Origin of the sequence: Providencia sp. 21OH12SH02B-Prov, from assembly GCF_027362595.1 — a bacterium.
In the GTDB taxonomy this organism is placed as follows: Bacteria; Pseudomonadota; Gammaproteobacteria; order Enterobacterales; family Enterobacteriaceae; genus Providencia; species Providencia zhejiangensis.
The window spans coordinates 708,153-734,445 of sequence record NZ_CP114796.1 but is presented as its reverse complement, the minus strand read 5'-3'; the positions used below and the strand labels follow the sequence as shown (position 1 = coordinate 734,445).

The following is a 26,293-nucleotide window of genomic DNA, read 5'->3' as shown; positions in this document are numbered from 1 at the left end:
AGTGTTTACTCTTTTTCTGTTTCTTTTTTAATCAATGACGTCAGTTGCGGTCTAAAGCGGTTATGTTTTACCACTCGAATTTGCTCCCGCATCCCATGTAAACTCTCTGTTTGAATATTTAAAACTGTTGAAGCGACAGCATCAACATTCTTTTTCATTACTTTGCCCCAGCCATCAACGGCTAAGGTATGTCCCCATGTTCTACGGGTTCCATGCACACCAACCTGAGCAGGTGCGAGTATAAAGCATTGGTTCTCAATCGCTCTTGCTCTTAACAATGGCTCCCAATGTGCTTTGCCGGTATAACGTGTGAAAGCGGCAGGGACAGAAATAATTTCAGCACCTTGCTCACGCAAAGCCTGAAATAAGCCAGGGAAACGAAGATCATAACAAATCGTCATCCCTAATCGACCGACGGGTGTATCCACCACTGTAATGTGTTCGCCGCGCTGATAAATCACAGACTCATTATAAGTCCCCTGTTCATCTTCAATATTCACGTCAAACATATGAATTTTGTCATAACGCGCCTGAATTTTTCCTTGGGAGTCGATTAAAATACTGCTGCTCGTAATCCGCTCAGGATCTTCACGGCTAATCAATGGCATTGAACCAATGAGGATCCATACCTTATAGCGTTTTGCCATCATCGCGATAGCTTCTTGCAGAGGACCTTGTCCTTCTATTTCAGCTTGCTTACGGTAAGTCGCCGCATCCGCAAACAACAATGCATTTTCAGGTGTCAATACTAGCTCAACAGTCTCTGGCAACTGCTTAATTTGCTGCTCAATCTGTGCCAAATTATGTTTAGTATTTTTACCGCTGCATAACTGCAAAAGTGCAACATTGCCATTTTTCATTACTCTTGAGTCTCCTTTAGCTGACGCAATACTTCATCAATTTTTGGTTCATCCAAGCTTCCTGTTACACGATAACGTATTACAGAAATTTTGCTCCATAACGGACCAAGGACTTTTGATGCAGCAAATACTGCTGCTCCTGCAAATGGGTTAACTGCAAATGCTGTTGCTACTCCTACTGTAGCAGATATTTCGGGAGTCACTACTGCTTCACCATTAATTTGGCGTTTCACCAAATCAATTTCCCCGCTTAACGCAATATCTGCCACTAACCCATCAATGTATACATCTTTTGTTGATAGGATACCATTATGGATCTTGGCGCTGCCTTTAATTGAATCAAAGTCGAAGTCATTACTGAAGGTATCGCGAAAATCAAATTGAAGCTTGCGCAATAGTGCATCAAAGCTCACAAGGCGTAACAACTGTCCAGCTCTTCCCCCGCCCATTTTAGCAATCGCACCTTTACCTAGCTTGGTCGACAATTTGCCATCAAGGGTGGCAATATCTGGGGACCATGGAACATCTTGCCAGTTTAATTGAAAGTCAATGGTATAAGGTGCATCAATAATTGGCACTAAAACACCATAGTAGGCTGCCGTATTATCAAATTGCTCGCCGCTTAGTGAGCCTGCAATCTGTGTCCGATTTTGTTGGCCACTTTGCCAAACTGCATCTAATTTTAATTGATTGACGCTATTGGTTAATGTTCCACCACTCAGTTGCAAGGTATTACCTTGAGGCAGCAAGTGAGCGTTGATCTTGCCTAACTTTTGTCCACCTGCCCAACAATCTTGGCAATGAATCGTCATTTCAGGCCAATAGCTAAAATCAAATGAAGCGCTATCATTACTGCTCGTGGTTTGTTGTCCCGGAAATGCGGTTGGATTGTAATACAGATAATCGATATTTAGTGCCCATGGTTGATTAGCAAAGATCTGGAGTTCACCTTTCAGGTTTTCGCTTGAAACCTTTATCAGTTGCTCTTCAGCTAACAAGCTGAATGAAAGATCTATGTTTTTCCATGCTTGACCACCTAAAGACAGGGAGGGTGTTTTCACCGTCACCGTCTCAGGTAAGCGAATATCGAATGGCTGACTCTTTTGTTTTGGTGAAAATAGGGTATCAAGGGTTTTAAACCAATTTGGGTTAGTGATAGGCGGTAAATCTGCCAATAACGTCGATGACTTAGGTAATTCGGGGGCTTTTCCCTGCCATTGAGCGACTGTCGCTTTATCTAACCCTAATTTCGTTCCACTCAAATCCCATTGGCTATTAAAACCAACACGTTGACCAATATCACCGCCAATCACAAGGTGGTCCGTTGAGCCTTGAGCCGTCGCATTCATTGAACCTAACTCTTTTAATAAATGGTCATCCAAAGCAGGTAAACGACTTTTTAATTTATCTAGCCCTGCCTTGAAAGCGACTTTCAGTGCCATTTTTTCGCTTGCCGCATTCGGTAATAATATTTCAATTTGGCTGCTCCAATCACTGCTGCCAGCAAGCTTTTGTTTTATGGAGTCAGGCAATTGCGCAATCTTTGCGAGTTCCCAATTTCCTTTCAAATCCACATTTACTTGATAATTTTTGGGGTTATCCTGAGTGGAAAAGTCTATTGCTACCGGCTGACCAAACCAATGCCCTGCTAACCTGTTGCCAACTAAGTTGCCATTATTGAATTGGAAACTTCCACTTAGCGCCGTCAGTTTGCTCGCAATTGGCTTAATAAATAGGTCGTTTTTATCTAAATAAACCTGCCCTTTGGCAACCACCTCTTTACCTGCCGATAGTGGAATTGATAATCCAAGCTCCCCTTTCACACTACCGCCAATTTGTAATTCGTCTAGTGTGTCACCAATCGAGTGTTTCATTGGTGTTGTGGTGAAATATTGTTGAATTTGAGAACCTGTCCCCGCGAGATCCGCATTAATAAACAGCATCTCATCTTGATATTCAGGAATGTCTGCCGTTAAATTTGTCGCAATCGCATCGCCCAATTTAACTTTTTCGGCACGCATCGCCAAACTGGAACGTTGGAAATCAAGATTAATATCAAGGTCAAATAGCGCAGGCCAGCCTTCATCATATTCAAACGTGGCATTATGTAATGGTACGAATACCTGAAACTGTCCATCGTTACCATAAAATGGAAAATGTGCAGGATCCCCTTTAAACACCAGAGTAGCTTCATCGACTTTCCCTGCAATAATGGCTTTGGATAAGTAATCCGCTAGCTCTTGCCCCATCAGTTTTTGAGGAAAATAGCGCCATGCATCACCAGCATCATTCACACTAATGCCAGCTAATATGCTCAGATCACTCTCATCACGCTTTTTCGAGGTTAAAAAGTTAAATTGGCCGTTAGCCCAGACTGAGATAGCTTGGACATCAATGCTATCGCTCCATAGTCTGAACTGGCTGTCATCATTTTGCCAATAAAAACGCCCAACCGCCTTGCTCACTTTAAACGGCGCTTTAAACTCTGGCTCATAGTCAACTTCACTATTTTCTAGTGAGGCATCCAAAACACCTCGTTGCATATTGCCCACTAAACCCCCGGTAAAGTGGTCAACTGAAGGCAATTGCTTCCATTTTTTCCAGCTAACATTCTGCCAGTCCATATCGATTTGCGTATGGTCGAGTTGTTCTGGCGTGATATCCAAAGAAAAAGCAGATAACACCCCTTTAGGTTGGCGGTGCTGCCAATCTTGTACCGTTTCAGGAGTTACAAATGAGAACGTGGGTAATACTTCACTTAAGCGTTCTAGCTCAATATTTTTAGCTCGGATACGCCAATGGTCTTGTTGGTTATATTTCATCGATGAGGGAAGATACAGCACCGAAACACTGCCATTTGGCCAAATATATTCGTTTGTTTTTAATGTATTTAGCTCAGGAATGTTAAATAACCATCCTTCACCCTGTCTTCTCATTCGAATCAATAAATCATTAACTTGTAGGTTCTGGGCTAAAGGAGCCTCTCCCCAGTTGGCTTCACCTTGGCGTAACTGTAGTAACCCGCTATCAATACGATTATTTTTAATACTCACCCAAGAAGATAAGCTGAAATTAGCGTCGCGTAATCCTGTATTTTCGCGTAACCACCGGCTAAGCCATGGTTGCATATCAATGTTATCGGCTTGCAGATAGACTGTGCCGTCACTCAAGATGCCATTTTTATCTTTCACATCCAGTTTGACCTGCAAAAAACCATGCTGCTTATTAATCGTCTCTAGGCTAACAAAGCCTTGAGCACGATGACGCTCTTGTTCATTAAGCCATGTTAACTCAGGTAAAATAAGCGTCGTTTTTTGTTCTGAAGGAGTGAGAAATGTGAGTTGGCTATTTTTCAGCGTAAAATGATTAAACTGTTTTAAAAATAGCCCTTCAATGCCGTCGCTATCGATCGGTTCAGCGCTGCCTTCGAAACTAAAAGGCACCTTATAATCCACATCAAGTTGATAAAAGGTAATATCTCGAAAACGCCATGTTAAAGAAAGAATAGAGCGCCAAATATCCAGTTCAATCGCAATTTTGCTGGCTGTTGCATCAACCTCAGGGTTATGAACAACCACATCCCTCAAGGTAAAAACAGGTCCAAAAGATTGCCAAGCACCTTCTATCTCACCAATTTGTAGTGAGATATCAGTATTTTTTTCAATATAAGCAATAATGCCTTGCTGATAATGATTAACATTCGGTAAGAAGAAACGTAGCCCTGTTAACAGCAATGCACAAAGCAGCAGCACGATAGCCGTGGTCATCCATACTACTCTTGGCAGTCGTTTCACCCGTTTCTCCTTCAAGTAAACACTACATCATGATGACGTCAAATTGTTCCTGACTGTATAAAGACTCAGTCTGAACTTTAACCTGCTTACCAACAAAGATTTCAACTTCGGCTAAAGCATGAGATTCATCACCCATCAGTGCATCAACCACCGCTTGAGAAGCATAAACTAAGAACCTATCTGCATCGATAGTACGATGAACACGCACAATTTCTCGCAGAATCTCATAACACACGGTCTCAACAGATTTAACCGTTCCTCTACCTTGACAGGTCGGACACACATCACATAACACATGCTCAAGGCTCTCACGTGTACGCTTGCGTGTCATTTCAACGAGCCCCAATTGAGAAAAACCATTAATCGTGGTTTTCACCTTATCTTTACTCAATGCTTGTTCCAAAGAGGCCAGAACGCGGCGGCGATGTTCCAAATCACCCATATCGATGAAATCAATGATAATGATCCCACCCAAATTTCTGAGTCGTAACTGACGAGCGATAGCTTGAGTGGCTTCTATATTGGTATTAAATATAGTCTCTTCGAGATTACGATGACCAACAAATGCCCCAGTATTAATATCGATAGTGGTCATCGCTTCTGTTTGATCGATAATCAAATACCCACCCGATTTCAGCTCAACTTTACGATCCATTGCGCGCTGAATTTCATTCTCAACATCGAACAAATCAAAGATAGGCTGATTGCCTTGATACAATTCAAGCTTAGCCGTCATTTCAGGAACATATTCATCAATAAATTCTTGTAACTGCTTATAGGTTAGACGAGAATCTACGCGAATTCTATCCAATGAAGCGCCAGCGAAATCACGAATTATCCGGTAAGCGAGTGACAATTCACCATAAATTTTAGTGCGAGTGATATTACGTTTCTTACGTTCAATCACTTTCGCCCATAAACGTTTGAGGAAAGCAGCATCTTGCTTCACTTCATCTTCGCCCACCCCTTCCGCGGCGGTACGTATAATAAAGCCACCGTTTTCATCACAATATTGAGACACACACTCTTTTAAACGTTCGCGTTCACTTTCACTCTCAATACGCTGTGATACCCCGACATGAGATGCGCCGGGCATGAAGACCAAGTAACGCGACGGTAAGGTAATATCCGTGGTGAGTCTTGCACCTTTGGTTCCTAGCGGATCTTTCACCACTTGGACAATGAGGTCTTGTCCTTGCTTAACCAGTTCCGCAATATCTCTAACATGAAAGTTTTTCTGCTCTTCACCCGCAATACATTCAGTGTGTGGCATGATATCAGACGCATGCAAAAAAGCGGCTTTATCGAGACCAATATCAACAAAGGCCGCCTGCATACCGGGCAACACACGGCTCACACGACCTTTGTAAATATTCCCTACAATTCCTCTTTTTGCTTCTCGCTCTACATGTATTTCTTGCAAAACTCCGCCATCTATATAAGCTACGCGCGTTTCAGATGGTGTAACATTTACTAATAACTCAGCAGTCATGACATCCCCTTACCATCACTTAGCGCTAAAAATCGTTGTATTAATTCATCTGTTTCTACTAAAGGTAAACCGACAACCGCATGGTAACTGCCATTAATTCGCCTAACATAGCATCCCCCCTTTCCTTGTATTCCATATGCACCGGCTTTATCCATTGGCTCCCCTGATTTGATATAATCCTTTATTTCCGCTACAGATAATTCGCGGAACGTCACATCTGTCACAACGAGATGCGTCAATGTGTGATCCTTGTTTGAGATTGCGACAGCGGTCATCACTTGGTGCGTATTGCCAGAAAGGGATAACAACATTTCTTGCGCATGTTGCTCGTTACGGGGCTTCTCTAAAATTTGATTATTAAGAACAACAATTGTATCAGCGCCAATGACAGGATAATCGTTGGCGGCTATTTTGACGCCAGCCTGTGATTTTTCTCGAGCCAAACGTTGCACATAAGCTTCTGGGGTTTCACCCTCTTGCCATTGTTCCTCAACGACAGGGCTCAATATATCAAAGTGATAACCCAGTAATTGCACTAATTCTCTTCTTCGTGGTGAACCTGAAGCTAAATAGATATAACTCATAAACGATATCCTAGAGATAATTGCCCGCCGCTAAAATCTTAACACACTGAAAACTGACGGCGAATTTTCCGTAATAGCAAAAACAACCATGGCCACAGGATACCATTCACAAGACTATTCCAGAATACTTGTGGGTGGAATAATACTTGTGAAGAAACAAATTCTGCCCAAAATACCGTCATATCCAATATCACGGTCAGTAAGACAATCATTAAGGCTTGCTGCCACAGCGCCATATTTCTCAGTAACTGGTATTTGTAAGAGACAAGATAGCAGATAATACTGTAAGAAAGGGCATGAACCCCTAGCGCTGAACCTTGAATAGAATCAACGATGATACCAAGAATAAAGCTTGTGCCAACACTGACACGATGCGGCAACGCCATCACCCAATAAATCAAGATCAACAATAGCCACGATGGCCTGTAAAACGTAAATTGTTCAGGCCATGGTATCACTTGTAAAATCAATGCGATGAAAAAAGAGATCCAGATAATACTGCGACCATTACCACGATATTCATCCATTTAGCTTACCCTCTTTTACCCATAGCCATTGCACCTTCCTTTATGGTTGGGCTTCCTGAGACAGTGATGGAGGTAATGGTGGTCCCTGAATTTCACTAGGATTTGGTAATACCTGTGGGAGCACCTTCATCAGACGCTCATTCGCAGCACGATATACCTCAGAAGGCTGTAATGGTGTAACGGTATCATTGTCATTACCCCATAATAGCAACAAATAACGTAAGCGTTGTAACTCAGCACTCGGGCGCGCACTAATGATCGTATAAGCTCGCTGAGTATCATGCTTCACGTTTGAGACAACAGCGACTGGGTATCCTTCAGGGAAACGCCCACCAAGCCCTGACGTCACCAGTACATCACCAACACGAATATCGGTATTTTCAGGTAGTGGCTCTAACTGTAAATCATCTGCACAGCCAGAACCGGCGGCTATCACACGAATATCATTACGTAACACTTGAACCGGCAGGGCATGCGTAGTATCGCAAATCAATAAAACACGGCTACTAAACTGGCTGACGCCAACAACTTGCCCCACAACACCTTTATCACTGATAACGGGCTGACCTTCATAGACGTTATCATTCTCACCTTTGTCGATAACGACTTGATCACGATAAGGGGTATTGGCACCAGAAATGACCTGAGTCACCATCATATGTTCGTCTTGGCGCAGGGGCGACCCGAGAAGCTCTCGAAGACGTGAGTTTTCTTGCTTGAGTTGCTCTAACAAAAGACTATCGGCTTTTTTTAATAGCAACTCTTGACGTAATGCCTTGTTTTCAAATTGAAGTTGCTCTCGTAAGGCGAAATTTTCCGACACATTATCAAGAAACTGACGCGGGCCATTCGCCAAAAAGTAAAATGGGCTGACCGCCGTGTCTAAATAGTTACGGATTTTATTGAAAGGCTCAAAACGATGGTCAATCACTACCAGTGCTATTGCGGCAATGACAGCAATAAAAATACGCAACTGGAGCGATGGCCCTCGCCTAAAAATCGGCTTCATGTATGGCTGAGTTTCACTAAATTCAGAGGAACAAAAATAGGCAAAGCAGCAGCTGGGGTAACAACCCCAGCTTGCCTATGGCGTTATTTAGTCTTCGCTAAACAGATCACCGCCGTGCATATCGATCATCTCTAATGCCTTGCCACCACCTCGAGCAACGCAAGTTAAAGGATCTTCTGCAACAATAACAGGGATACCTGTCTCTTCCATGAGTAAGCGATCAAGGTTGCGAAGCAGTGCTCCCCCCCCCGTCAATACCATACCACGCTCTGAAATATCAGAGGCTAATTCAGGAGGACATTGCTCTAATGCTAACATCACAGCGCTAACAATCCCCGTTAGTGGCTCTTGTAATGCCTCTAAAATCTCATTTGAGTTCATTTTGAAGCCGCGAGGAACACCTTCAGCAAGGTTACGTCCACGCACTTCAATTTCATAGACTTCATCAGTTGGATAAGCTGAACCAATGCCGTGTTTAATACGCTCAGCCGTTGCTTCACCGATTAAAGAACCATAATTGCGACGCACATAGTTAATGATTGCTTCATCAAAGCGGTCACCACCAATGCGAACAGAAGAAGAATACACAACACCGTTCAATGAGATAACAGCAACTTCAGTCGTGCCACCACCAATATCAACCACCATTGAACCCGTTGCTTCAGAAACTGGTAAGCCAGCACCAATTGCGGCTGCCATCGGCTCTTCAATCAAAAAGACTTCACGTGCGCCTGCGCTCAACGCGGATTCACGTATCGCTTTACGCTCAACTTGCGTTGCACCAACAGGTACGCAAACCAACACTCGTGGGCTTGGACGAAGAAAACTATTGCTATGCACCTGTTTGATAAAATGCTGCAACATTTTTTCAGTTAAGAAAAAGTCAGCAATAACACCATCTTTCATCGGTCTTATTGCGGAAATATTGCCTGGTGTACGCCCCAGCATTTGCTTAGCTTCACCACCTACGGCTGCGACGCTCTTTGGCGTGCCAGAACGATCTTGGCGAATAGCGACAACAGAAGGTTCATTTAATTTTACGCCTTGTCCTTTGACATAAATGAGGGTATTGGCCGTACCCAAGTCAATTGACAGGTCATTAGAAAACATGCCACGAAATTTTTTAAACATAACGAAAGGGTTATCCTGCAAGCTGGGGACGAATAAAAACCCGTCTACTCTACCAACCACTTGAAGCTGTCTCAAGGCGTTAATGAGCCGCTTCAAAAAATATGGTTAATCCATCTGTTGTTACAGTATAAATTACTGTACATGCCTCTTTTGAAAACGAAGCAGATAACAACCTTTAAAAATAGCCATTAATTGGTGAGTAAATTTAACTTATTTATGAATGAATAAATCTATCAACAGCTAATCGCTCTTTGGTTGTTATATACGCCGTCTTCTGTTCCACCCTGTGTTGACAAGTTTTTATAGCTACAAGTTCAAATAAATTTCTTGTTATTTTTTTATTGTTGCACATCGACCAACTTCACAGCTAAATATGTGCATTTTCTGTATGTTAGTTACATAAACCACCAAATGACCTATGTAATATTACCTATACACAAACAGAAACCTTCTTAACGTGATATTCTGCACGATAAAACAGTATTTATGCCAGAAAAAATTACATTTTTACAAATTAATTACAATAACAACAATACTACCATCACAACTTAATTAACATCGATGAAAGTACTAAAGTTGATATCATCAATTATACTCAATTTTACTCGGAAAATTCCCATATAAAATTAGGAGCGAAGTATGAAAGCCCTCGTCCTACAGAAAGAAAATGACCAGCTAACAACCGAAATACAGACCATTCCTACCGAGCAACTCCCCGCAGGTGATGTTATCGTTGATATTCATTGGTCTACATTAAATTATAAAGATGCCTTAGCCATCAATGGCAAAGCCGGTATTGTCCGCCAATATCCCATGGTGCCTGGTATTGATTTTTCGGGTGTGGTACATCATAGCGAGGATCCTCGTTTTAGCGTTGGGCAACATGTTTTACTCACCGGTTGGGGCGTAGGCGAAACACATTGGGGTGGACTCGCAACTCGGGCTCGAGTGCCTGCTAATTTCCTCACCCCGCTTCCTGAACATCTGTCATTACGCCAAGCCATGATCATTGGCACTGCCGGTTTTACAGCCATGCTGTGCGTTAACGCATTAGAGGATGCAGGGATAACGCCAGATAAAGGGGAAGTGATCGTCAGTGGAGCCAGTGGAGGAGTTGGTTCCACCGCAATCCAACTATTATCATCCCTTGGCTACGATGTGGTCGCGATTTCTGGTCGCCAAGAAAATAGTGATTACTTGCAGCAAATCGGTGCCAAAAGCGTGTTACCTCGCAGTGAATTTACGTCGCCCGCGAAACCCTTAGACAAACAACATTGGGCGGGGGCTATCGATACCGTTGGCGGAGATGTACTGGCAAATATACTGGCACAAACGCACTACAACGGTGCCGTTGCTGCTTGTGGCCTGGCGGGCGGTTTTTCACTTCCTACCACCGTCATGCCATTTATATTGCGTAATATTCGTCTACAAGGTATCGATTCTGTTTATTACCCTGCCGCAAAACGCCCAGCAGTGTGGCAGCGCCTTTCTCAATTACTTCCTGAGTCATTTTATACGCATATCACATGCGAAATCACTTTGGAACAATCCATCGAGTATGCACAAAAGTTCTTAAAAAATCAGATAACAGGGCGTACACTTGTTAATGTTTTAAGTGCATAAAATACAACGTGTGCGGATAAATTCAAAAATTTGGATTGCCGCACAATTCAAAAAATAAGTTCGGGTAATTTCTCTGATAAGACCAGTATTTTGCTGTCATATGCCACGAAATAATTATAATAGTGTTTTTTATCCGTAAAGATTTCATTTATTTTTATGATAAAAGATGACAAACCATCAACATCAGGTTATGTTGTCAGGTTATTGACATATCGTCGGAGTTAGCAACACAATGACAGAAGATACTCACATTTTACTCCTCAATGGACCGAATCTAAATCTACTTGGTACTAGAGAGCCTGACAAATACGGCAATCTCACGCTAGTAGACATAGTTTCCAAACTAACGGCGGAAGCGGAACATCTAGGCGTAAAATTGAGTCATTTTCAGTCGAATGCAGAGCACGAATTGATAGATAAAATTCATGCAGCAAAGGATAACGTCGATTTTATCCTGATTAATCCAGCTGCATTCACGCATACAAGTGTTGCCCTGCGTGATGCATTGTTAGCAGTTGCACTCCCGTTTATCGAGATTCACCTGTCTAATGTGCACGCCAGAGAACCATTTCGCCATCACTCCTATCTCTCCGATAAAGCTGTCGGCGTAATTTGTGGTCTTGGCGCTGATGGTTACAGTTTCGCGTTACAGGCAGCGGTTAACCGTCTGTCATCAATTAATTAAATCCAAATATAAGAGTACGGAATCATATCCATGGATATTCGTAAAATTAAAAAGCTGATCGAGCTGGTTGAAGAGTCTGGCATTTCTGAACTGGAGATTTCTGAAGGTGAAGAATCAGTACGTATCAGCCGTGTTTCAGCGACTTCTCAGGTTATGTCGGCACCTCAACAATTTTATTCAGCTCCAGCTGCACAACCTGCATTAGCAGCGGCTGTTGCACCGGCTCAAGAAGCACCTGCTGCAACGCCATCCACCGCACCTGCGGCTGTATCGGGTCATCAAGTACGCTCTCCAATGGTTGGTACTTTCTACCGTTCACCAAGTCCAGAAGCAAAACCATTTATTGAAGTTGGACAAACTGTCAATGTTGGCGATCCACTTTTCATCATTGAAGCGATGAAAATGATGAACCAAATTGAAGCAGAAAAAGCAGGTGTTGTGAAAGCAATCCTGGCACAGAACGGTGAGCCAATTGAATATGACCAGCCGTTGGTTGTTATCGAATAACGAGGCGTTTCCATGCTGGAAAAAATTGTCATTGCTAACCGTGGCGAAATCGCACTACGTATTCTTCGAGCCTGTAAAGAATTAGGTATCAAGACCGTAGCCGTTCACTCCGCGGCAGATAGTGATCTAAAACATGTGTTGTTGGCTGACGAAACTATTTGTATCGGTCCAGCCGCATCCACAAAAAGCTACCTGAACATTCCCGCTATCATTTCAGCGGCAGAAATTTCAGGTGCTCAAGCTATTCACCCAGGATATGGTTTCCTGTCTGAGAATGCTGATTTTGCAGAACAAGTTGAGCGTTCAGGGTTTATTTTTATCGGACCTAAAGCTGAAACCATCCGCCTAATGGGCGACAAAGTTTCCGCTATCGAGGCGATGAAACTTGCAGGTGTACCTTGCGTCCCCGGTTCCGATGGCCCTCTTGGCAGCGATACAGACAAAAACCGAGCTATCGCACAGCGTATCGGTTACCCAGTGATCATTAAAGCATCGGGTGGCGGTGGTGGTCGTGGTATGCGTGTCGTACGCCATGAAAAAGACTTAGATTCATCAATCAGCCTAACCCGTGCCGAAGCTAAAGCGGCTTTCAACAACGATATGGTTTATATGGAAAAATTCCTTGAAAACCCTCGTCACGTTGAAATCCAAGTTATGGCTGATGGCCAAGGTAATGCTATCTATTTAGCAGAACGCGATTGTTCAATGCAACGTCGCCACCAGAAAGTCGTTGAAGAGGCACCTGCGCCGGGTATCACGCCTGAAGTTCGCCGTAGTATCGGTGAGCGTTGTGCAAATGCCTGTATCGAAATCGGCTACCGCGGTGCGGGAACATTCGAATTCCTGTATGAAAACGGTGAGTTCTACTTTATTGAGATGAACACCCGTATTCAAGTTGAGCATCCTGTAACAGAAATGATTACGGGGGTTGACTTAATTAAAGAACAGCTACGTGTTGCTTCAGGCTTACCGTTGTCTGTCAAACAGGAAGATATCGTTGTTCACGGTCATGCGATTGAATGCCGTATCAACGCAGAAGATCCAAACACCTTTATGCCTAGCCCAGGTAAGATCACTCGTTTCCATTCTCCGGGTGGCTTTGGTGTACGTTGGGAGTCCCATATTTATGCAGGCTATACCGTGCCTCCATATTATGACTCAATGATTGGTAAGCTGATCACCTATGGTGAAACTCGTGAAATTGCGATTGTGCGTATGAAAAACGCACTGAATGAGCTTATCATCGATGGTATCAAAACCAACATTGAACTACACCAAATGATCATGAATGATGAAAACTTCCAAAAAGGTGGTACTAACATCCACTATTTGGAGAAAAAATTAGGTATTCAAGAATAATATTCTGAATCACTAAAATAATTCTTTCATTCATCAAATACCGGAAAACACCCTTTCCGGTATTTTTTTGCATCACGAGCAAGAGCTATTTAATATAGTCATTCATTACAATCAATCCAACCAACACAGTGAATAATCGCCATGGCCTTCAAACATCATGATTGGAAAAATATTGGCAAAACACCGGACTACCGCTTTTCCCTAGCAAATGAAAGAACCTTCCTTGCGTGGATAAGAACCGCATTGGCCTTGTTAGCAGGGGCAATCGCTATCGAACAGCTACTGCAAGACTCTTGGTTAAAAACCTTATTAGCGCTTTTTCTGTCATCGGCTGGCGGCATTACCGCAATCATGGCACTGTATCGTTGGCGACAAAACGAGATTGCAATGCGTAAAGAGGAACCTTTGAAATATACCTCTTTTCTCACCATGATGAGCCTGTTTATTGTCTCTATTGCCTTAATTTCCTTACTTTACATCTTACTATAGGTATAGTGATGCGTGACCCTGGCTTACAACCAGAAAGAACACAACAAGCTTGGAGCCGAACTTTACTGCTATTGGCGATCAATGGATTGCTTTTTTTTCGCTTGGGATTATTAGCGTCGTCATGGCTTATGTTTTCTGCTGCACTGATTGCTATCACGCTACTGGGTATCATTAGCTGCAAAAGACATATTTCACGCTCTTATCAAAACAATGGACTAAAAATTGATAGTGCACTTTTTCTCTACATCACTGCGTTCGCTATCTTCGCGATGTCAATTCTATTTATCCTCTCTCTATTCGTAGACAAATAATCCCTATTACCCTACATACACGCCATATTATTCGATGACAAATCGAACATATTCAATAGCCTTTATCGGTTTTTTTACACACATCCCTAGGTTTGTCGTACAATCGCTGATTATTTTTATTTCTATGAGGGGGAAATACGTATGGATAAACGTTTTCTTCAATCAAATAAGGAAGCCCGCTGGTCATTCTATCTGACCATCGCCTATTTAATTGGGTGGGTGATTTGTGCCTATCTTCCAAGCAATACCATTGGAATTACAGGCTTACCTGTATGGTTTGAATGGTCCTGTCTCATTCTACCCATCATTTTCATTTTACTGTGTATTATGATGGTCAACATTATTTTTAAAGATATTCCATTGGAGGACAAGGATGCAGACTGAAGTCCTACTCCCTCTAATAGGCTATCTCGCTTTGGTATTTCTGCTATCTGTGTACGCTTATCGCAAACGCACACAGGGAGCTTTCCTCAATGAGTACTTCCTCGGTAATCGTTCGATGGGTGGCTTTGTACTTGCAATGACCATCACCGCGACCTATGTGAGCGCCAGTTCCTTTATTGGTGGACCAGGAGCTGCCTATAAATACGGTTTAGGCTGGGTGCTACTGGCGATGATCCAATTACCCGCGATCTGGTTATCGTTAGGCGTACTTGGTAAAAAATTTGCTATTTTAGCTCGCCGATATAATGCCGTAACATTGAATGATATGTTGTATGCACGTTATCAAAGCCGCTTTTTAGTCTGGTTTGCAAGCCTCAGCCTGCTGGTGGCTTTTTTCGGTGCGATGACCGTGCAATTTATTGGGGGAGCTAGATTGCTCGAAACCGCAGCCGGTATCCCTTATACCTATGGCTTAATCATTTTTGGTGTCTCAATCGCGCTCTATACCGCGATTGGTGGTTTCCGTGCTAGTGTGCTCAATGACGCCTTACAAGGCCTTGTTATGCTGCTAGGAACAGTGATTTTACTCGTCGCCATAATCTACCATGCCGGTGGACTCAGTGCAGCAGTCGGAAAAATACAGACCATTGACCCTAAATTGGTATCAGTAGAAGGCGCCGATGATATTTTGAGCGCACCTTTCCTTGCGTCTTTCTGGATTTTAGTTTGCTTTGGCGTTATCGGGCTACCACACACCGCAGTGCGCTGTATCTCCTATAAAGACAGTAAAGCTGTTCATCGTGGTATTATTTTAGGCACGATAGTCATGGCAATGTTGATGTTTGGTATGCACTTTGCCGGAGCATTAGGCCGTGCAATTCTGCCAGACCTCACTATCCCTGATCAGGTTATCCCAACATTGATGGTACAAGTATTGCCCCCATTTGCGGCCGGTATTTTTTTAGCGGCGCCAATGGCAGCGATCATGTCCACCATCAACGCACAACTACTGCAATCATCAGCAACCATAGTTAAAGATATCTATTTAAGTGCGGCGCCAGCACAAATTCGAAATGAGAAAAAGCTGGCTCGTATTTCCAGTTTTTCAACCTTGATACTGGGTGCTTTGCTGCTCTTTGCCGCATGGGATCCGCCAAAAATGATTATTTGGCTTAATTTATTGGCGTTTGGTGGACTGGAAGCCGTCTTTTTATGGCCACTTGTGTTAGGCCTCTATTGGGAAAAAGCCAATAGTAAAGGTGCTATCAGCGGTATGGTCGTTGGCGGTGTCTCTTATGCACTACTGGCATCATTGAAAATCGAGCTGTTAGGCTTTCATGCCATTGTACCTTCATTGGTATTTAGCCTTATTGCTTTTATTATTGGTAATCTTTTCGGTAAAAATCCAGTACAATCGGCAGCCAATCAATTGGCTACGCCCGCAAAAAATTAAGTAAAAAGAGAATCACTATGCCTTGGATACAACTAAGACTTAACTCAACTGGACAACACGCCGAAGCACTTGGCGATGAACTCATTGAGAGCGGTGCCGTTTCGGTTACCTTTCAAGATAGCCATGACACCCCAGTATTCGAACCGCTCCCTGGAGAAACGCGTTTATGGGGGGATACTGATGTTATTGGCCTCTATGATGCAGAAACGGATATGAAAAGGGTTGTTGCACAATTAGAGAACAGCCCTCTTCTCGAAAAAGGCTTCATTCATAAAATCGAACAACTTGAAGATAAAGATTGGGAAAGAGAATGGATGGACAATTTTCATCCAATGCGCTTTGGGCAACGTCTTTGGATCTGTCCAAGCTGGCGAGATGTTCCTGATCCCAACGCCGTCAATGTGATGTTAGATCCCGGCCTTGCTTTTGGCACGGGAACTCACCCAACCACTTCATTATGCTTAGAGTGGCTAGACGGACTCGATCTTGAAGGTAAAACCGTTATCGACTTTGGTTGTGGATCCGGCATTCTTGCCATCGCAGCCTTGAAACTTGGTGCAGCGCAAGCCATTGGGATCGATATCGATCCTCAAGCCATAATCGCCAGTCGTGATAATGCTGAACGCAATGGTGTTTCAGAACGCTTATCACTCTACTTACCTAAGGATCAACCAAAAGAGCTACAAGCTGACGTGGTCGTCGCGAATATTTTAGCCGGCCCATTACGTGAGTTAGCACCTATGATCAGCGTACTGCCACGTTCAGGCGGTTTATTAGGGCTTTCAGGTGTTCTGGCTACACAAGCAGAAGGCGTTGCCGACGCATATCGTGAGCTATTTGCAATAGACCCTATCGCAGAAAAAGAGGAGTGGTGTCGTATCACTGGTGTCAAGCGTTTTTGATAAATTTATAATAAAAATCAGTGAATAATTTCTTTGAAATTGAAGCGGGAATAGATTATCTTATAGCTCAAATATTGTTCAACTGCTGGTGATTTTCTATCCTGCTTGAGATTTGAACAGGTCAACAATGATTTTTGTGGATTTGCTATAAATTCACTTAACCAGTTGTTATATAAGACTAATAATTGTTTCTTGAAAAAATCAAGATAAAAAAATTAGTAATAAATAACGGTTTGCTCAAAGTTTGTCCTTTCATATCTCGAAAAAAATGCGTAATATACGCGCCCTTGCAGTCACAGTATGGCCCCCTTTAGTTATGCGAATCGGACAATATCAGTTGCGAAACTGTCTTATTGCTGCCCCCATGGCAGGCATAACAGATAGACCATTCCGGTCCCTCTGTTATGACATGGGTGCGGGTATGACAGTCTCAGAAATGCTTTCTTCTAATCCACAGGTTTGGAAGACAGACAAATCGAGACTTAGAATGGTTCATCGCGATGAACCGGGGGTGCGTTCCGTTCAAATAGCTGGCAATGATCCCGATGAAATGGCCGCAGCAGCTCAGATTAATGTTGAGAGTGGTGCCCAAATCATCGATATCAATATGGGCTGTCCAGCTAAAAAAGTGAATCGTAAGCTTGCGGGTTCAGCACTCTTACGTTATCCCGACTTGGTAGAGTCTATCCTGTCGGCGGTAGTGAAAGCAGTTGATGTTCCTGTCACACTGAAGATCCGCACAGGTTGGTCACCTGAAGAACGAAACTGCATAGAAATTGCCAAATTGGCCGAAGATTGTGGTATTCAAGCATTAACTATTCACGGCAGGACGCGTGCCTGTTTGTTCAATGGTGAAGCGGAGTACGACAATATACGGGCAGTTAAGCAGACTGTTGCCATTCCGGTTATTGCCAATGGCGACATTACTGACCCGCTTAAAGCCAGAGCTGTCTTGGATTACACAGGGGCGGATGCCCTGATGGTAGGACGAGCGGCTCAGGGAAGACCCTGGATCTTTCGGGAAATCCAGCATTATCTGGACACAGGTGAAATGTTGCCCCCCATGCCAATGGCAGAGGTGAAGCGCATTATGATAGCGCATGTACAGGAGTTGCACGACTTTTATGGTCAAGGCAAAGGAGCCCGTATAGCGCGCAAACATGTCTCTTGGTATTTGCAGGAGCATGCACCTGATGACCAGTTCCGGCGCTCATTCAACGCCATTGAGGACGCCAGCGAACAGCTGGAGGTGTTGGAAGCATTTTTTGAATACTTTGCGTAAATAAAGATAAGAGCTGACAGAACTATGTTCGAACAACGCGTAAATTCTGACGTACTAACCGTTGCTACTGTAAATTCACAAGATCAAGTAACTCAAAAACCATTGCGTGATTCAGTTAAGCAAGCACTGAAGAACTATTTTGCTCAATTAAACAATCAAGATGTTAACGATTTATATGAGCTGGTATTGGCTGAGGTAGAGCAGCCTTTGTTGGACATGGTTATGCAATATACCCGTGGAAACCAGACCCGTGCAGCCCTGATGATGGGTATCAACCGCGGTACGCTGCGTAAGAAACTGAAAAAATACGGCATGAACTAATCCTAGTCGGTTAATGCCGTGTTTTTAGAAGCACTTCTTGTTTTCAGGAAGTGCTTTTTTATGACCTAAATAAGTCATCTCACTATTGATAACCTCTCCCCACCTGAATATCGATTGATGCTATTTATTGTGCTCACGTTGCGGCCTTCAGCAATTTGAAAATACCTCGCATGTTCCGCTGCATACTAGAGACTATTTTGTAAAACCGTGCGATATCTACCATGATAGGAAAAATGAAGCCACACATGACTCTATCAAGGTAAAAGGGCTGTCGTTAAACCTTTCGGCATCAACTACCTTCAAAAGGGGTTAAGCCATCTATGCTTATCCGCAAATCGTTTTCTATTGGTATGCGATAACTTGCTCCTGCTGACAATAAGCCCTCTCAAGAAGCCACTTGAAGATCATCACGATCATATCATATCGTTTCCCATCACACTCTCATCGTTCGCTCACTGACTTATCACATTTCGATCTCGCTTTGAGCATATCGCATATAGATTGCAGCGAAAAATCAAATCAACCACAGCACAGCACAGCACAGCACAGCGCAGATAATAGATAAATCAGCGTATATTGTTAGCGTTAGCCGATAAATTCTTTTATCCCCCGCATAATCGACAGACCTCAAACCCTGGTGCTATACATTTAGATGTCATAAAAACTGCCACTCATATGCTCAGGTGATGATTTAATGATGATTCGAATTAATTAATCGCCCCTAAAAATATCACCTTATTCACTTTGAATAATGGTGAGATTAAAAATATATATGACATCTATTAATTTGGATATTAACTTATTAAAATAATTTAAATTACAATTAATTCTAAATCATAAAGCATGATACCGCTCACAATTACCTTGTTATAAAAAATAAAAACTTGTTTTGTGAAAATATTATTTATAGATTCATAAAAATAATTTATTCCTATTATGACCGAGAAATACCCCCATAATGATTCAACTTAAAATAATTAGGAATAAAACTATATATGGAACTCATTGACCTTCGAAGTGATACATTGACAAAATTAAAGCCTGAAGATTTACTGGATATAAATTATGATTACATCGGTGATGATTGTTATAATGAAGACCGTTATGTCAAAATGCTGGAATTTAAAATTGCCGACCTTTTTGGTAAAGAAAGCGCGCTATTTATGCCTTCCGGAACCATGAGTAATCAAGTTGCTTTGCGAGTGCTATCAAAACCAGGGGAAGAGCTGATAACTGAAGTGGGTTATCATGTTTGTTTTTTTGAGTCCTCACAAACTGCGGCATTAAATGGCCTAGTGATTAATAATGTGCACACTAAAAGTGGCATATTAACAACGTCTGACGTATTAAATGCGTTCAATAATAAAGCTCGTTGGTCAAATTTATATGCTACACCTAAAATTATATCAATAGAAAGTAGTATTAGCACTTATGGAGGAATGATTTTTCCGCTTGATGAAATATCCCAATTAAGAATGTTATGTGATGAAAGAAAAATGTCTCTTTTTTTAGATGGTGCCCGCGTATTAAATGCATGTGTATCGCTCGGTATTTCACCTAAAAAATATACTGAACACATTGATATGCTAAATCTTTGCCTATCTAAAGGCGTTGGTTCGCCGTTTGGTTCTATGCTTATTGGAAGACAAGATGAGATTGATAAAGCCAAAAAAATAAGAAAATGGTATGGTGGAGCACTACACCAATCAGGGCTGATGGCTGCCATCGCATTAAACAAATTAAAAAATTACTCTTCCCGTCTAGAACGGGATCATATAAATGCTAAAAGTCTAGAATTAATATGCACTAAATATTTTCAACTCGCTTATCCAGTTGAAACAAATATTGTCATGATAAAAAGTCATAATGCGGATGCTCTAGTCAACAAATTGAAAGAATACGGTGTATTAGCGACGGCATGGACTGCAAATACTGTTCGTTTTGTCACTAGCTCTAATATTAATCATGAAATGATTAATCAAATAAAATCCATCTTTGAAACGATAGATAAGCATAAAGGTTTTCTATGATAAATAAAATAATTACGTCGCGTTTTCTTTCTGGCCTATCTTTTTATAGTTTTTTACCTTTCTATTCAATTTACCTTGTAAATTATAAAGGTATTAGTGAAGAAAACGTGGCTGTTATTTTATTTATATTTCTATTTATTAGTCGAGCATGTTCATTATTCACGCACTATATTATTGATGCTATCGGTTATAAACTGACATTAATATTTAGTTATCTTGTCGCGGCCATATTCCTTCTATCTATCTATGCGATGACTGACGTCATGGCCATTATGTTTATTTCCGCCATCATTGGCGCCGGTTTTTCTATTGCGAATGTTTGCACGAGTCTTTTTATTGCTGAAAATAATAATCACGCCGAACGTGTTAAAAATTTTTCGATTCTAAATGTTGCCGTCAATATTTCATCTGCGATTGGTGGAGTGATAGGTGAATGGTTTTATCATGGCTTTTATTCGGGGATTATTATCCTGCCAGCTGTCGTCATGCTGTCATCATCGCTCTATTCTTGCACATTAAACAATGTGAAACACAGTCATAGTAATCAGCAAAATAACGATAAAGTGGTGGCAACCTTTTCTGAGTGGGTGCTATTTGTTTGCTATAGCTCAATCTCTTTTTTTATGATTGGTTTAATACTCAGGAATCTCGCCTTTCACTTTGAAGTGAATCATAACGAGACTATTCGCTATGTCTCCGTTTCTTCACTATTTGCATTAAACGCGATACTCATCATATTGTTACAAGTGAAATCAACCTCTTTACTGTCAAAGCAAAGTACTAAAAGACAGATTATTACTTATAAGTTAAGCCTAGTATTCGTGTCTATCTTACTATTGCTATTTGATTTCCAGTCAGCTTTAAGCCTGTATTTATTAATCATACTATTTACGCTAAGTGAGTTAATTTGGAGCCCCTACAACAACAGCCTATCTATAGAAAAATGCCCTTTTAAAAATAAAAAATTATCACTCTCTCTATGCATCTTTTTCTGGGGATTAGCCGAGTCTGGTGGTGCCTATATGGGAATTATGGCAGATCGCTATCAGTTGCACGTCCTTATTCCATTTAGCTCATGCCTAATGCTGATCTCTTTATTCTCTATCGAAGGTTTACTCACTAAAAGGAAAAGTCATGAAAGCGATTATATTTCTAGAGTGTAATCTCTCAGGAACTGGCGTAAGGGCGATTCAGATAGCAAAAAATGCAGGTTACCAGACAATATTATTGACCAAACAGCGCTCGTTCTATGAGCATATTGCGGACAATCCATTAAATGTTGTTGATCATGTCGCTGAGGTAAATACAGATAGCCTTACAGCGGTCATTAATCATGCCATGAATTATCCAACTTATGGTATTGTCGCGTTCGATGACTATCGATTAATTACTGCCGCAGCGGCTTCCCATGCATTAGGTTTACCTTCACCGCCAATTAAACCTTTAGTGTTATGCCGATATAAGCAAAAGACTCGTGAACGATTGAGCCAATACCATCAAGGTTTTCAATATCATGTTATCAATATTAAGGACACTATCGATACCTCAAATCTATCATTTCCATTGGTCGTAAAACCTTGCGACGATAGTGGTAGCAGTAAAGTCACGATTTGTCATACGCCTATAGAACTGACCAACGCAATCCAAGAGATCTGTCACTTTAGGGTTAATCAACGTGGCTACGAATTATCTTCAGATTATCTTATTGAAGAATTTATTCATGGTGATGAATATAGTGCCGAGGCCTACTGGGATACCTCCTCAAATCAATGGGAAATACTGGGAATAACCAAAAAATATACAACGACAGGGCAATATTCCGTCGAGGTAGGTCATGACTTCCCTTGTGAATTACCCTCCTACCCTGAGATTAAAACCACCTTAATTAGTTGGCTTAAACACATTGGGTTATCTCATACCGTCGTACACGTCGAGTTTAAATTACAGAATGATTCCATCACACTGATTGAAATCAATCCACGGGTTGCAGGAGGAATGATCGATAAACTGTGTCAAATCGCGACAGGGTTCGACCTTGTTCATTGCTATTTATCCCAGTTCGTAAAAGATATGGAATATACCCCTCAGTTAACGCCAGAAAAATGTTATGCTTCGATTCGATTTTTAACAGCGGATAAAGCCGGAATAATTAACAGTATTAAACCCACATTTCTATCATCCCAGCCATTATTATCTAATTTTGTTCCTACGCCTTTAAAAGTTGGTTCGCTGAAAGATAGTTATAGTCGTTTAGGTTACGTTATTACACATGCAACAACCCAAGAAAAAGCCATTGCCGATGCCGAAACTTATATAAAACAGATCAAAATAACTTACGCATAACCTGGTGACTTTGTTCCAAGAAAGCTAAGTCATGGTCATAATACGCAGCCTTCTTGGAATAAAAGAATGATGACTATAAGGGTATCGAGAGATTCGCCGCTGACTGTATAGTCTCTTTTGTTAAGTGAAATTTTTTCACCGATTGCTGTAGGTCTTCTGTCTGTTGTTCCAGTAAACTTGCAGCCGTTGCGACTTGCTCAACTAAAGCTGAATTCTGTTGGGTTACACCATCCATTTGATGGATCGCCACACTCACCTGAGAGATACCTTTACTTTGTTCATCAGAAGCGTCAGCTATTTGCTTCATCAGGGTTGTGACTTGATTAATACTTTCCAGAACATTTTCCATTGTTCTTCCCATTTCATTCACTAGCTGTGTGCCTTTTACAACACAAGAAGTTGAGTTATCAATCAAACGTTCAATTTCTTTAGCGGCATCGGCACTGTCGCTCGCTAATTTACGAACTTCATCGGCAACCACCATAAAGCCCCGTCCGTGCACTCCCGCACGAGCCGCTTCGATGGACGCATTGAGTGCCAGTATATTAGTTTGAAAGCTTATGTTATTAATAATACTAATAATATCAGCAATTCTTTTTGAGCTATCATCAATTTCATCCATCGTGAAAACAACCGATTTGATCATGGAATCGCCTTGATTTGCCATTGTTGATGCAACATCTGCTAATTCACTCGCTTGATGGGCATTTTCCATATTAAGTTTTACCGCAGCGGTTATTTGTTCCATGCTCGCTGCCGTTTCTTCCAATGCTGCGGCCTGCTCTTCAGTGCGTGATGAAAGGTCATGATTTTCTTTAGAGATATCAGCAGCACTACGATAAATATTATCACTCCCCGCACGGATTGTTGTTACCGCCTCACGTAAGCTATTTTGCATCTCATCAAGTAAAGGAAACAGTTTACCAACACAATTTCGCCCAAATGGCTTAATAGGCTCACTTAAATTACCCTTTGCTATTTGTGCAAAATATTGGCGAAGTAAATCGAGTGGTTTTTGGAGCATGTTGACAAGATAGCGATCGGTAAAAATAACAATCAATATTCCCAATAATGCTGCTGTAATAATGACGATTAACGTGGTTTGCATTAATTCATCCACCACATCACGCGTATGTTCAATCATTTGTTCTGCCGTTTGGTTAAACAGAGTAATCGCTTCACCAAATGAACGACTCAAAGCAGGAGTGATATCATGGGAATGTTGAGTATATGCAGCCATATCATTTGAGATTGCTAGCGCTAATTGTGGCGTCACCCCCTCATTTAATAACGCTTGCCATGTTTTAATCACTTGATCAGAAATTTGCTTATCCATTGGGCCAGGCGAAATGGATTTCATTTCATTCAGATAGTGTTCCATATTGTCCATCGCTTCTTTCACCGATGAATAATCAGACTTCTCTCCTGATTTTTTGGTTTCCATAACTCGACTCAGCCGAGTGACAACGCGAAAATATTGGTCGTTCCCCTGACTCAACACCGTCATTTGTTTAACTAATTGTCTATCAAGTGTATTTCCATCTGACATTCGAGATAATGACCATACACTATATAAGCTTACACCGACTAATATCATGCCTAGAATACCTAACAATATTAGCATCACAGCACGAATAGAATAATTTCGAAGTTTCTGCATATTATTTCTCTTTTGGTAAGATAAAATGACAATGTTTCACTTTATCGGCACCATCAGAGAAAATTTTAGTTCTTTACAAAAGTACCCACATTATATTTAAGCCTTTCCACATTCCTGTATTTATTTATTAATCAAACGTTTTACATCGATAAGTTATTTTTAATTTATCGCCTCCATCCCATAAAAAAGGCACAGCAAAACTTGCCGTGCCTTTGACAGTGAGTGAAAAGTATAATTAAAAATTAGCGGTATATTGGTAATAAATTAAATTGTGCGAGTAATTGACAAATAATGCCCACAATTCCAAAAGTAATCACTGCATATATTAATCCTTTACCTCCCCATACTTTAAATCTTGAATTTGGGAAACGTTCTCGCGCTTTCAAAGCCATTACCGCAGGACAAATAATGGCCCAAATACAGGCTGCCATTCCGGCATAAGCAATAGCAATTAAGAACCCATTAGGGAATAACATGCAGAGTATCAATGGGGGTAAAAAGCATAATAATGCCGATTTCATACGCCCTGAACTATTATCTTGGAAATTTAAAGAGGCCAATATATAGTCAAATAAACCTATCGCAACACCTAAGAATGAACAGAATACAGCACTAATCGAAAACCATAATAAGAAAGTGGCAATATGTTGGCTGTTAAGTACGGAATACAGCGATTCAATAAAGGCATCAAGATTACCGCCTTTATTGATAATGGTTAAAAACTCCGGTCTTGGCAGATTCCCCATCGTACCCAATACCCATAAAAAATACAGGACCAATGCCAGCACACACCCAATAATACAGCTCTTGACCACCTTACGTTCATTTTCATGATACAGCTTATATAGGCTACATACATTACCATGATAACCAAATGAAGTGATTGCATAGGGAATAATGATAAAAATAAAGGGAAGTAATGTTAACTGACTTTCTTTAGAGGGAATGGTTAATAATAAATCAGTTTTAACAATTAAAAAGAGCCCTGAGAATGCTAATATAAATAATATGATTTTAATTAATAAAAATATTGATGTTAAACGGCTAGCACCAATACCACTCCACCAAATACTTGCACCTAATATAAAAGTAAAGATAACAAATATTAGCCTTAAATTAACATCAAATCCATATATCGATGCAGCCTCTTTAATGACTGATCCCGCGGCAGAGATATAAGCATAAATTAAAATATATAATACAAATATTAAGGCTGCATTGGCAATATAACAAGCCCATTTAGGTAACAGCTCTTTGGAGATATAAAAATAATTAGTCCCTGAACCATATTTTGATATACATTCAAGAATATAGATTCCCGAATGAAACATAAAAAAACAAACAACTAATAGAATAACAACTGAATTAATAAACCATGCTCCTGCCATAATCGTGGGCAAGCTAAACATACCTGCCCCTATCATAGCGCCACCGAGCACAAAGCCCCCTACCAATATGGAGGGTTCTTTCTTCGCTGTAGAATTATTCATGGTATTTACCTTAGAGAAATAAGGGGGGAGACTCCCGCGTTGCACGGGAATCTCCAA

Annotated in this window: 23 protein-coding genes; 14 read left to right on the top strand and 9 right to left on the bottom strand. The window is 41.4% G+C overall.

From position 1 onward, the window contains the following. Positions 1–5: 5 nt before the first annotated feature. The 7 genes from nit1 to O7C57_RS03445 all read right to left on the bottom strand — a co-directional run bounded on the left by nit1 (position 6) and on the right by O7C57_RS03445 (position 9,397). On the bottom strand, positions 6–860 hold the full coding sequence (nit1, locus tag O7C57_RS03475; protein WP_249999319.1) for a deaminated glutathione amidase: 855 nt from the start codon (positions 858–860) through the stop codon (positions 6–8). Further along, the gene (yhdP, locus tag O7C57_RS03470) at positions 860–4,654 is read right to left on the bottom strand and encodes an AsmA2 domain-containing protein YhdP (protein ID WP_269723630.1); all 3,795 of its coding nucleotides are present in this window, start codon (positions 4,652–4,654) and stop codon (positions 860–862) included. Before yhdP ends, nit1 begins: the two co-directional genes overlap by 1 nt. 22 nt (positions 4,655–4,676) lie before the next feature. Then, positions 4,677–6,146, bottom strand: coding sequence for a ribonuclease G (gene rng, locus O7C57_RS03465; RefSeq protein ID WP_154624884.1), 1,470 nt, complete (start codon positions 6,144–6,146; stop codon positions 4,677–4,679). After that, a complete protein-coding gene (locus O7C57_RS03460; protein ID WP_154624883.1) occupies positions 6,143–6,730 on the bottom strand; it encodes a Maf family protein in 588 nt (195 codons plus the stop codon). The genes rng and O7C57_RS03460 overlap by 4 nt, the downstream gene beginning before the upstream one ends. Before the next feature lie 38 nt (positions 6,731–6,768). Further along, positions 6,769–7,257: a rod shape-determining protein MreD gene (mreD, locus tag O7C57_RS03455; RefSeq protein WP_154624882.1), complete on the bottom strand. Its 489-nt coding sequence runs from the start codon at positions 7,255–7,257 to the stop codon at positions 6,769–6,771. A gap of 40 nt (positions 7,258–7,297) precedes the next feature. Then, on the bottom strand, positions 7,298–8,266 hold the full coding sequence (gene mreC / locus O7C57_RS03450) for a rod shape-determining protein MreC (protein ID WP_154624881.1): 969 nt from the start codon (positions 8,264–8,266) through the stop codon (positions 7,298–7,300). Positions 8,267–8,353: 87 nt separating this feature from the next. After that, entirely contained in the window at positions 8,354–9,397 is a 1,044-nt protein-coding gene (locus O7C57_RS03445; RefSeq protein ID WP_154635575.1) for a rod shape-determining protein, read from the bottom strand. A 639-nt stretch (positions 9,398–10,036) separates the two neighbouring features. Here O7C57_RS03445 and O7C57_RS03440 point away from each other — a divergent pair. From O7C57_RS03440 to O7C57_RS03375, 14 genes are all read left to right on the top strand, one after another. Then, positions 10,037–11,020 (top strand): oxidoreductase, encoded by a 984-nt coding sequence (locus tag O7C57_RS03440; protein ID WP_154624879.1) that lies wholly within the window; start codon positions 10,037–10,039, stop codon positions 11,018–11,020. 232 nt (positions 11,021–11,252) lie between these two features. Further along, positions 11,253–11,705 carry a type II 3-dehydroquinate dehydratase gene (gene aroQ / locus O7C57_RS03435; RefSeq protein ID WP_163863012.1) on the top strand — a complete coding sequence of 151 codons (453 nt, stop codon included), beginning with the start codon at positions 11,253–11,255 and terminating at the stop codon, positions 11,703–11,705. Between the two features lie 30 nt (positions 11,706–11,735). Beyond that, positions 11,736–12,212, top strand: coding sequence for an acetyl-CoA carboxylase biotin carboxyl carrier protein (gene accB / locus O7C57_RS03430; RefSeq protein ID WP_154624877.1), 477 nt, complete (start codon positions 11,736–11,738; stop codon positions 12,210–12,212). Between the two features lie 12 nt (positions 12,213–12,224). After that, the gene (gene accC / locus O7C57_RS03425) at positions 12,225–13,571 is read left to right on the top strand and encodes an acetyl-CoA carboxylase biotin carboxylase subunit (protein WP_154624876.1); all 1,347 of its coding nucleotides are present in this window, start codon (positions 12,225–12,227) and stop codon (positions 13,569–13,571) included. Positions 13,572–13,712: 141 nt separating this feature from the next. After that, a complete protein-coding gene (locus tag O7C57_RS03420) occupies positions 13,713–14,060 on the top strand; it encodes a YidH family protein (RefSeq protein WP_154624875.1) in 348 nt (115 codons plus the stop codon). Between the two features lie 8 nt (positions 14,061–14,068). Continuing rightward, the gene (locus O7C57_RS03415) at positions 14,069–14,371 is read left to right on the top strand and encodes a DUF202 domain-containing protein (RefSeq protein WP_154624874.1); all 303 of its coding nucleotides are present in this window, start codon (positions 14,069–14,071) and stop codon (positions 14,369–14,371) included. 141 nt (positions 14,372–14,512) lie between these two features. After that, positions 14,513–14,755 carry a YhdT family protein gene (locus O7C57_RS03410; RefSeq protein WP_154624873.1) on the top strand — a complete coding sequence of 81 codons (243 nt, stop codon included), beginning with the start codon at positions 14,513–14,515 and terminating at the stop codon, positions 14,753–14,755. Further along, positions 14,745–16,208, top strand: a complete 1,464-nt coding sequence (gene panF / locus O7C57_RS03405) for a sodium/pantothenate symporter (protein WP_247047542.1) — start codon at positions 14,745–14,747, stop codon at positions 16,206–16,208. Before O7C57_RS03410 ends, panF begins: the two co-directional genes overlap by 11 nt. Positions 16,209–16,225: 17 nt before the next feature. Then, positions 16,226–17,110, top strand: coding sequence for a 50S ribosomal protein L11 methyltransferase (gene prmA / locus O7C57_RS03400; protein ID WP_154624871.1), 885 nt, complete (start codon positions 16,226–16,228; stop codon positions 17,108–17,110). Between the two features lie 316 nt (positions 17,111–17,426). Next, the gene (dusB, locus tag O7C57_RS03395; RefSeq protein WP_154624870.1) at positions 17,427–18,392 is read left to right on the top strand and encodes a tRNA dihydrouridine synthase DusB; all 966 of its coding nucleotides are present in this window, start codon (positions 17,427–17,429) and stop codon (positions 18,390–18,392) included. A 24-nt stretch (positions 18,393–18,416) separates the two neighbouring features. Next, positions 18,417–18,713, top strand: a complete 297-nt coding sequence (fis, locus tag O7C57_RS03390) for a DNA-binding transcriptional regulator Fis (RefSeq protein WP_004258438.1) — start codon at positions 18,417–18,419, stop codon at positions 18,711–18,713. 995 nt (positions 18,714–19,708) lie between these two features. Next, positions 19,709–20,743: a threonine aldolase family protein gene (locus tag O7C57_RS03385; protein ID WP_269723629.1), complete on the top strand. Its 1,035-nt coding sequence runs from the start codon at positions 19,709–19,711 to the stop codon at positions 20,741–20,743. Continuing rightward, positions 20,740–21,906: an MFS transporter gene (locus tag O7C57_RS03380; RefSeq protein WP_269723628.1), complete on the top strand. Its 1,167-nt coding sequence runs from the start codon at positions 20,740–20,742 to the stop codon at positions 21,904–21,906. The genes O7C57_RS03385 and O7C57_RS03380 overlap by 4 nt, the downstream gene beginning before the upstream one ends. Further along, a complete protein-coding gene (locus O7C57_RS03375) occupies positions 21,878–23,086 on the top strand; it encodes an ATP-grasp domain-containing protein (RefSeq protein ID WP_163863024.1) in 1,209 nt (402 codons plus the stop codon). Before O7C57_RS03380 ends, O7C57_RS03375 begins: the two co-directional genes overlap by 29 nt. A gap of 73 nt (positions 23,087–23,159) precedes the next feature. On the opposite strand, the gene O7C57_RS03370 is transcribed toward O7C57_RS03375, so the two are convergent. Together O7C57_RS03370 and O7C57_RS03365 are read right to left on the bottom strand one after the other, a co-directional pair. After that, positions 23,160–24,746 (bottom strand): methyl-accepting chemotaxis protein, encoded by a 1,587-nt coding sequence (locus O7C57_RS03370; protein ID WP_247048005.1) that lies wholly within the window; start codon positions 24,744–24,746, stop codon positions 23,160–23,162. Positions 24,747–24,988: 242 nt separating this feature from the next. Continuing rightward, positions 24,989–26,236: an aromatic amino acid transporter gene (locus O7C57_RS03365; RefSeq protein ID WP_269723627.1), complete on the bottom strand. Its 1,248-nt coding sequence runs from the start codon at positions 26,234–26,236 to the stop codon at positions 24,989–24,991. Between the last annotated feature and the right edge of the window lie 57 nt (positions 26,237–26,293).

Excerpts from the sequence above, each read along its gene's own strand:
- nit1 (WP_249999319.1), bottom strand. The coding sequence starts at position 860 with ATGAAAAATGGCAATGTTGCACTTTTGCAGTTATGCAGCGGTAAAAAT.
- rng (WP_154624884.1), bottom strand. The coding sequence starts at position 6,146 with ATGACTGCTGAGTTATTAGTAAATGTTACACCATCTGAAACGCGCGTA.
- O7C57_RS03460 (WP_154624883.1), bottom strand. The coding sequence starts at position 6,730 with ATGAGTTATATCTATTTAGCTTCAGGTTCACCACGAAGAAGAGAATTA.
- mreD (WP_154624882.1), bottom strand. The coding sequence starts at position 7,257 with ATGGATGAATATCGTGGTAATGGTCGCAGTATTATCTGGATCTCTTTT.
- mreC (WP_154624881.1), bottom strand. The coding sequence starts at position 8,266 with ATGAAGCCGATTTTTAGGCGAGGGCCATCGCTCCAGTTGCGTATTTTT.
- O7C57_RS03445 (WP_154635575.1), bottom strand. The coding sequence starts at position 9,397 with ATGTTTAAAAAATTTCGTGGCATGTTTTCTAATGACCTGTCAATTGAC.
- O7C57_RS03440 (WP_154624879.1), top strand. The coding sequence starts at position 10,037 with ATGAAAGCCCTCGTCCTACAGAAAGAAAATGACCAGCTAACAACCGAA.
- aroQ (WP_163863012.1), top strand. The coding sequence starts at position 11,253 with ATGACAGAAGATACTCACATTTTACTCCTCAATGGACCGAATCTAAAT.
- accB (WP_154624877.1), top strand. The coding sequence starts at position 11,736 with ATGGATATTCGTAAAATTAAAAAGCTGATCGAGCTGGTTGAAGAGTCT.
- accC (WP_154624876.1), top strand. The coding sequence starts at position 12,225 with ATGCTGGAAAAAATTGTCATTGCTAACCGTGGCGAAATCGCACTACGT.
- O7C57_RS03420 (WP_154624875.1), top strand. The coding sequence starts at position 13,713 with ATGGCCTTCAAACATCATGATTGGAAAAATATTGGCAAAACACCGGAC.
- O7C57_RS03415 (WP_154624874.1), top strand. The coding sequence starts at position 14,069 with ATGCGTGACCCTGGCTTACAACCAGAAAGAACACAACAAGCTTGGAGC.
- O7C57_RS03410 (WP_154624873.1), top strand. The coding sequence starts at position 14,513 with ATGGATAAACGTTTTCTTCAATCAAATAAGGAAGCCCGCTGGTCATTC.
- panF (WP_247047542.1), top strand. The coding sequence starts at position 14,745 with ATGCAGACTGAAGTCCTACTCCCTCTAATAGGCTATCTCGCTTTGGTA.
- prmA (WP_154624871.1), top strand. The coding sequence starts at position 16,226 with ATGCCTTGGATACAACTAAGACTTAACTCAACTGGACAACACGCCGAA.
- dusB (WP_154624870.1), top strand. The coding sequence starts at position 17,427 with ATGCGAATCGGACAATATCAGTTGCGAAACTGTCTTATTGCTGCCCCC.
- fis (WP_004258438.1), top strand. The coding sequence starts at position 18,417 with ATGTTCGAACAACGCGTAAATTCTGACGTACTAACCGTTGCTACTGTA.
- O7C57_RS03385 (WP_269723629.1), top strand. The coding sequence starts at position 19,709 with ATGGAACTCATTGACCTTCGAAGTGATACATTGACAAAATTAAAGCCT.
- O7C57_RS03380 (WP_269723628.1), top strand. The coding sequence starts at position 20,740 with ATGATAAATAAAATAATTACGTCGCGTTTTCTTTCTGGCCTATCTTTT.
- O7C57_RS03375 (WP_163863024.1), top strand. The coding sequence starts at position 21,878 with ATGAAAGCGATTATATTTCTAGAGTGTAATCTCTCAGGAACTGGCGTA.
- O7C57_RS03370 (WP_247048005.1), bottom strand. The coding sequence starts at position 24,746 with ATGCAGAAACTTCGAAATTATTCTATTCGTGCTGTGATGCTAATATTG.
- O7C57_RS03365 (WP_269723627.1), bottom strand. The coding sequence starts at position 26,236 with ATGAATAATTCTACAGCGAAGAAAGAACCCTCCATATTGGTAGGGGGC.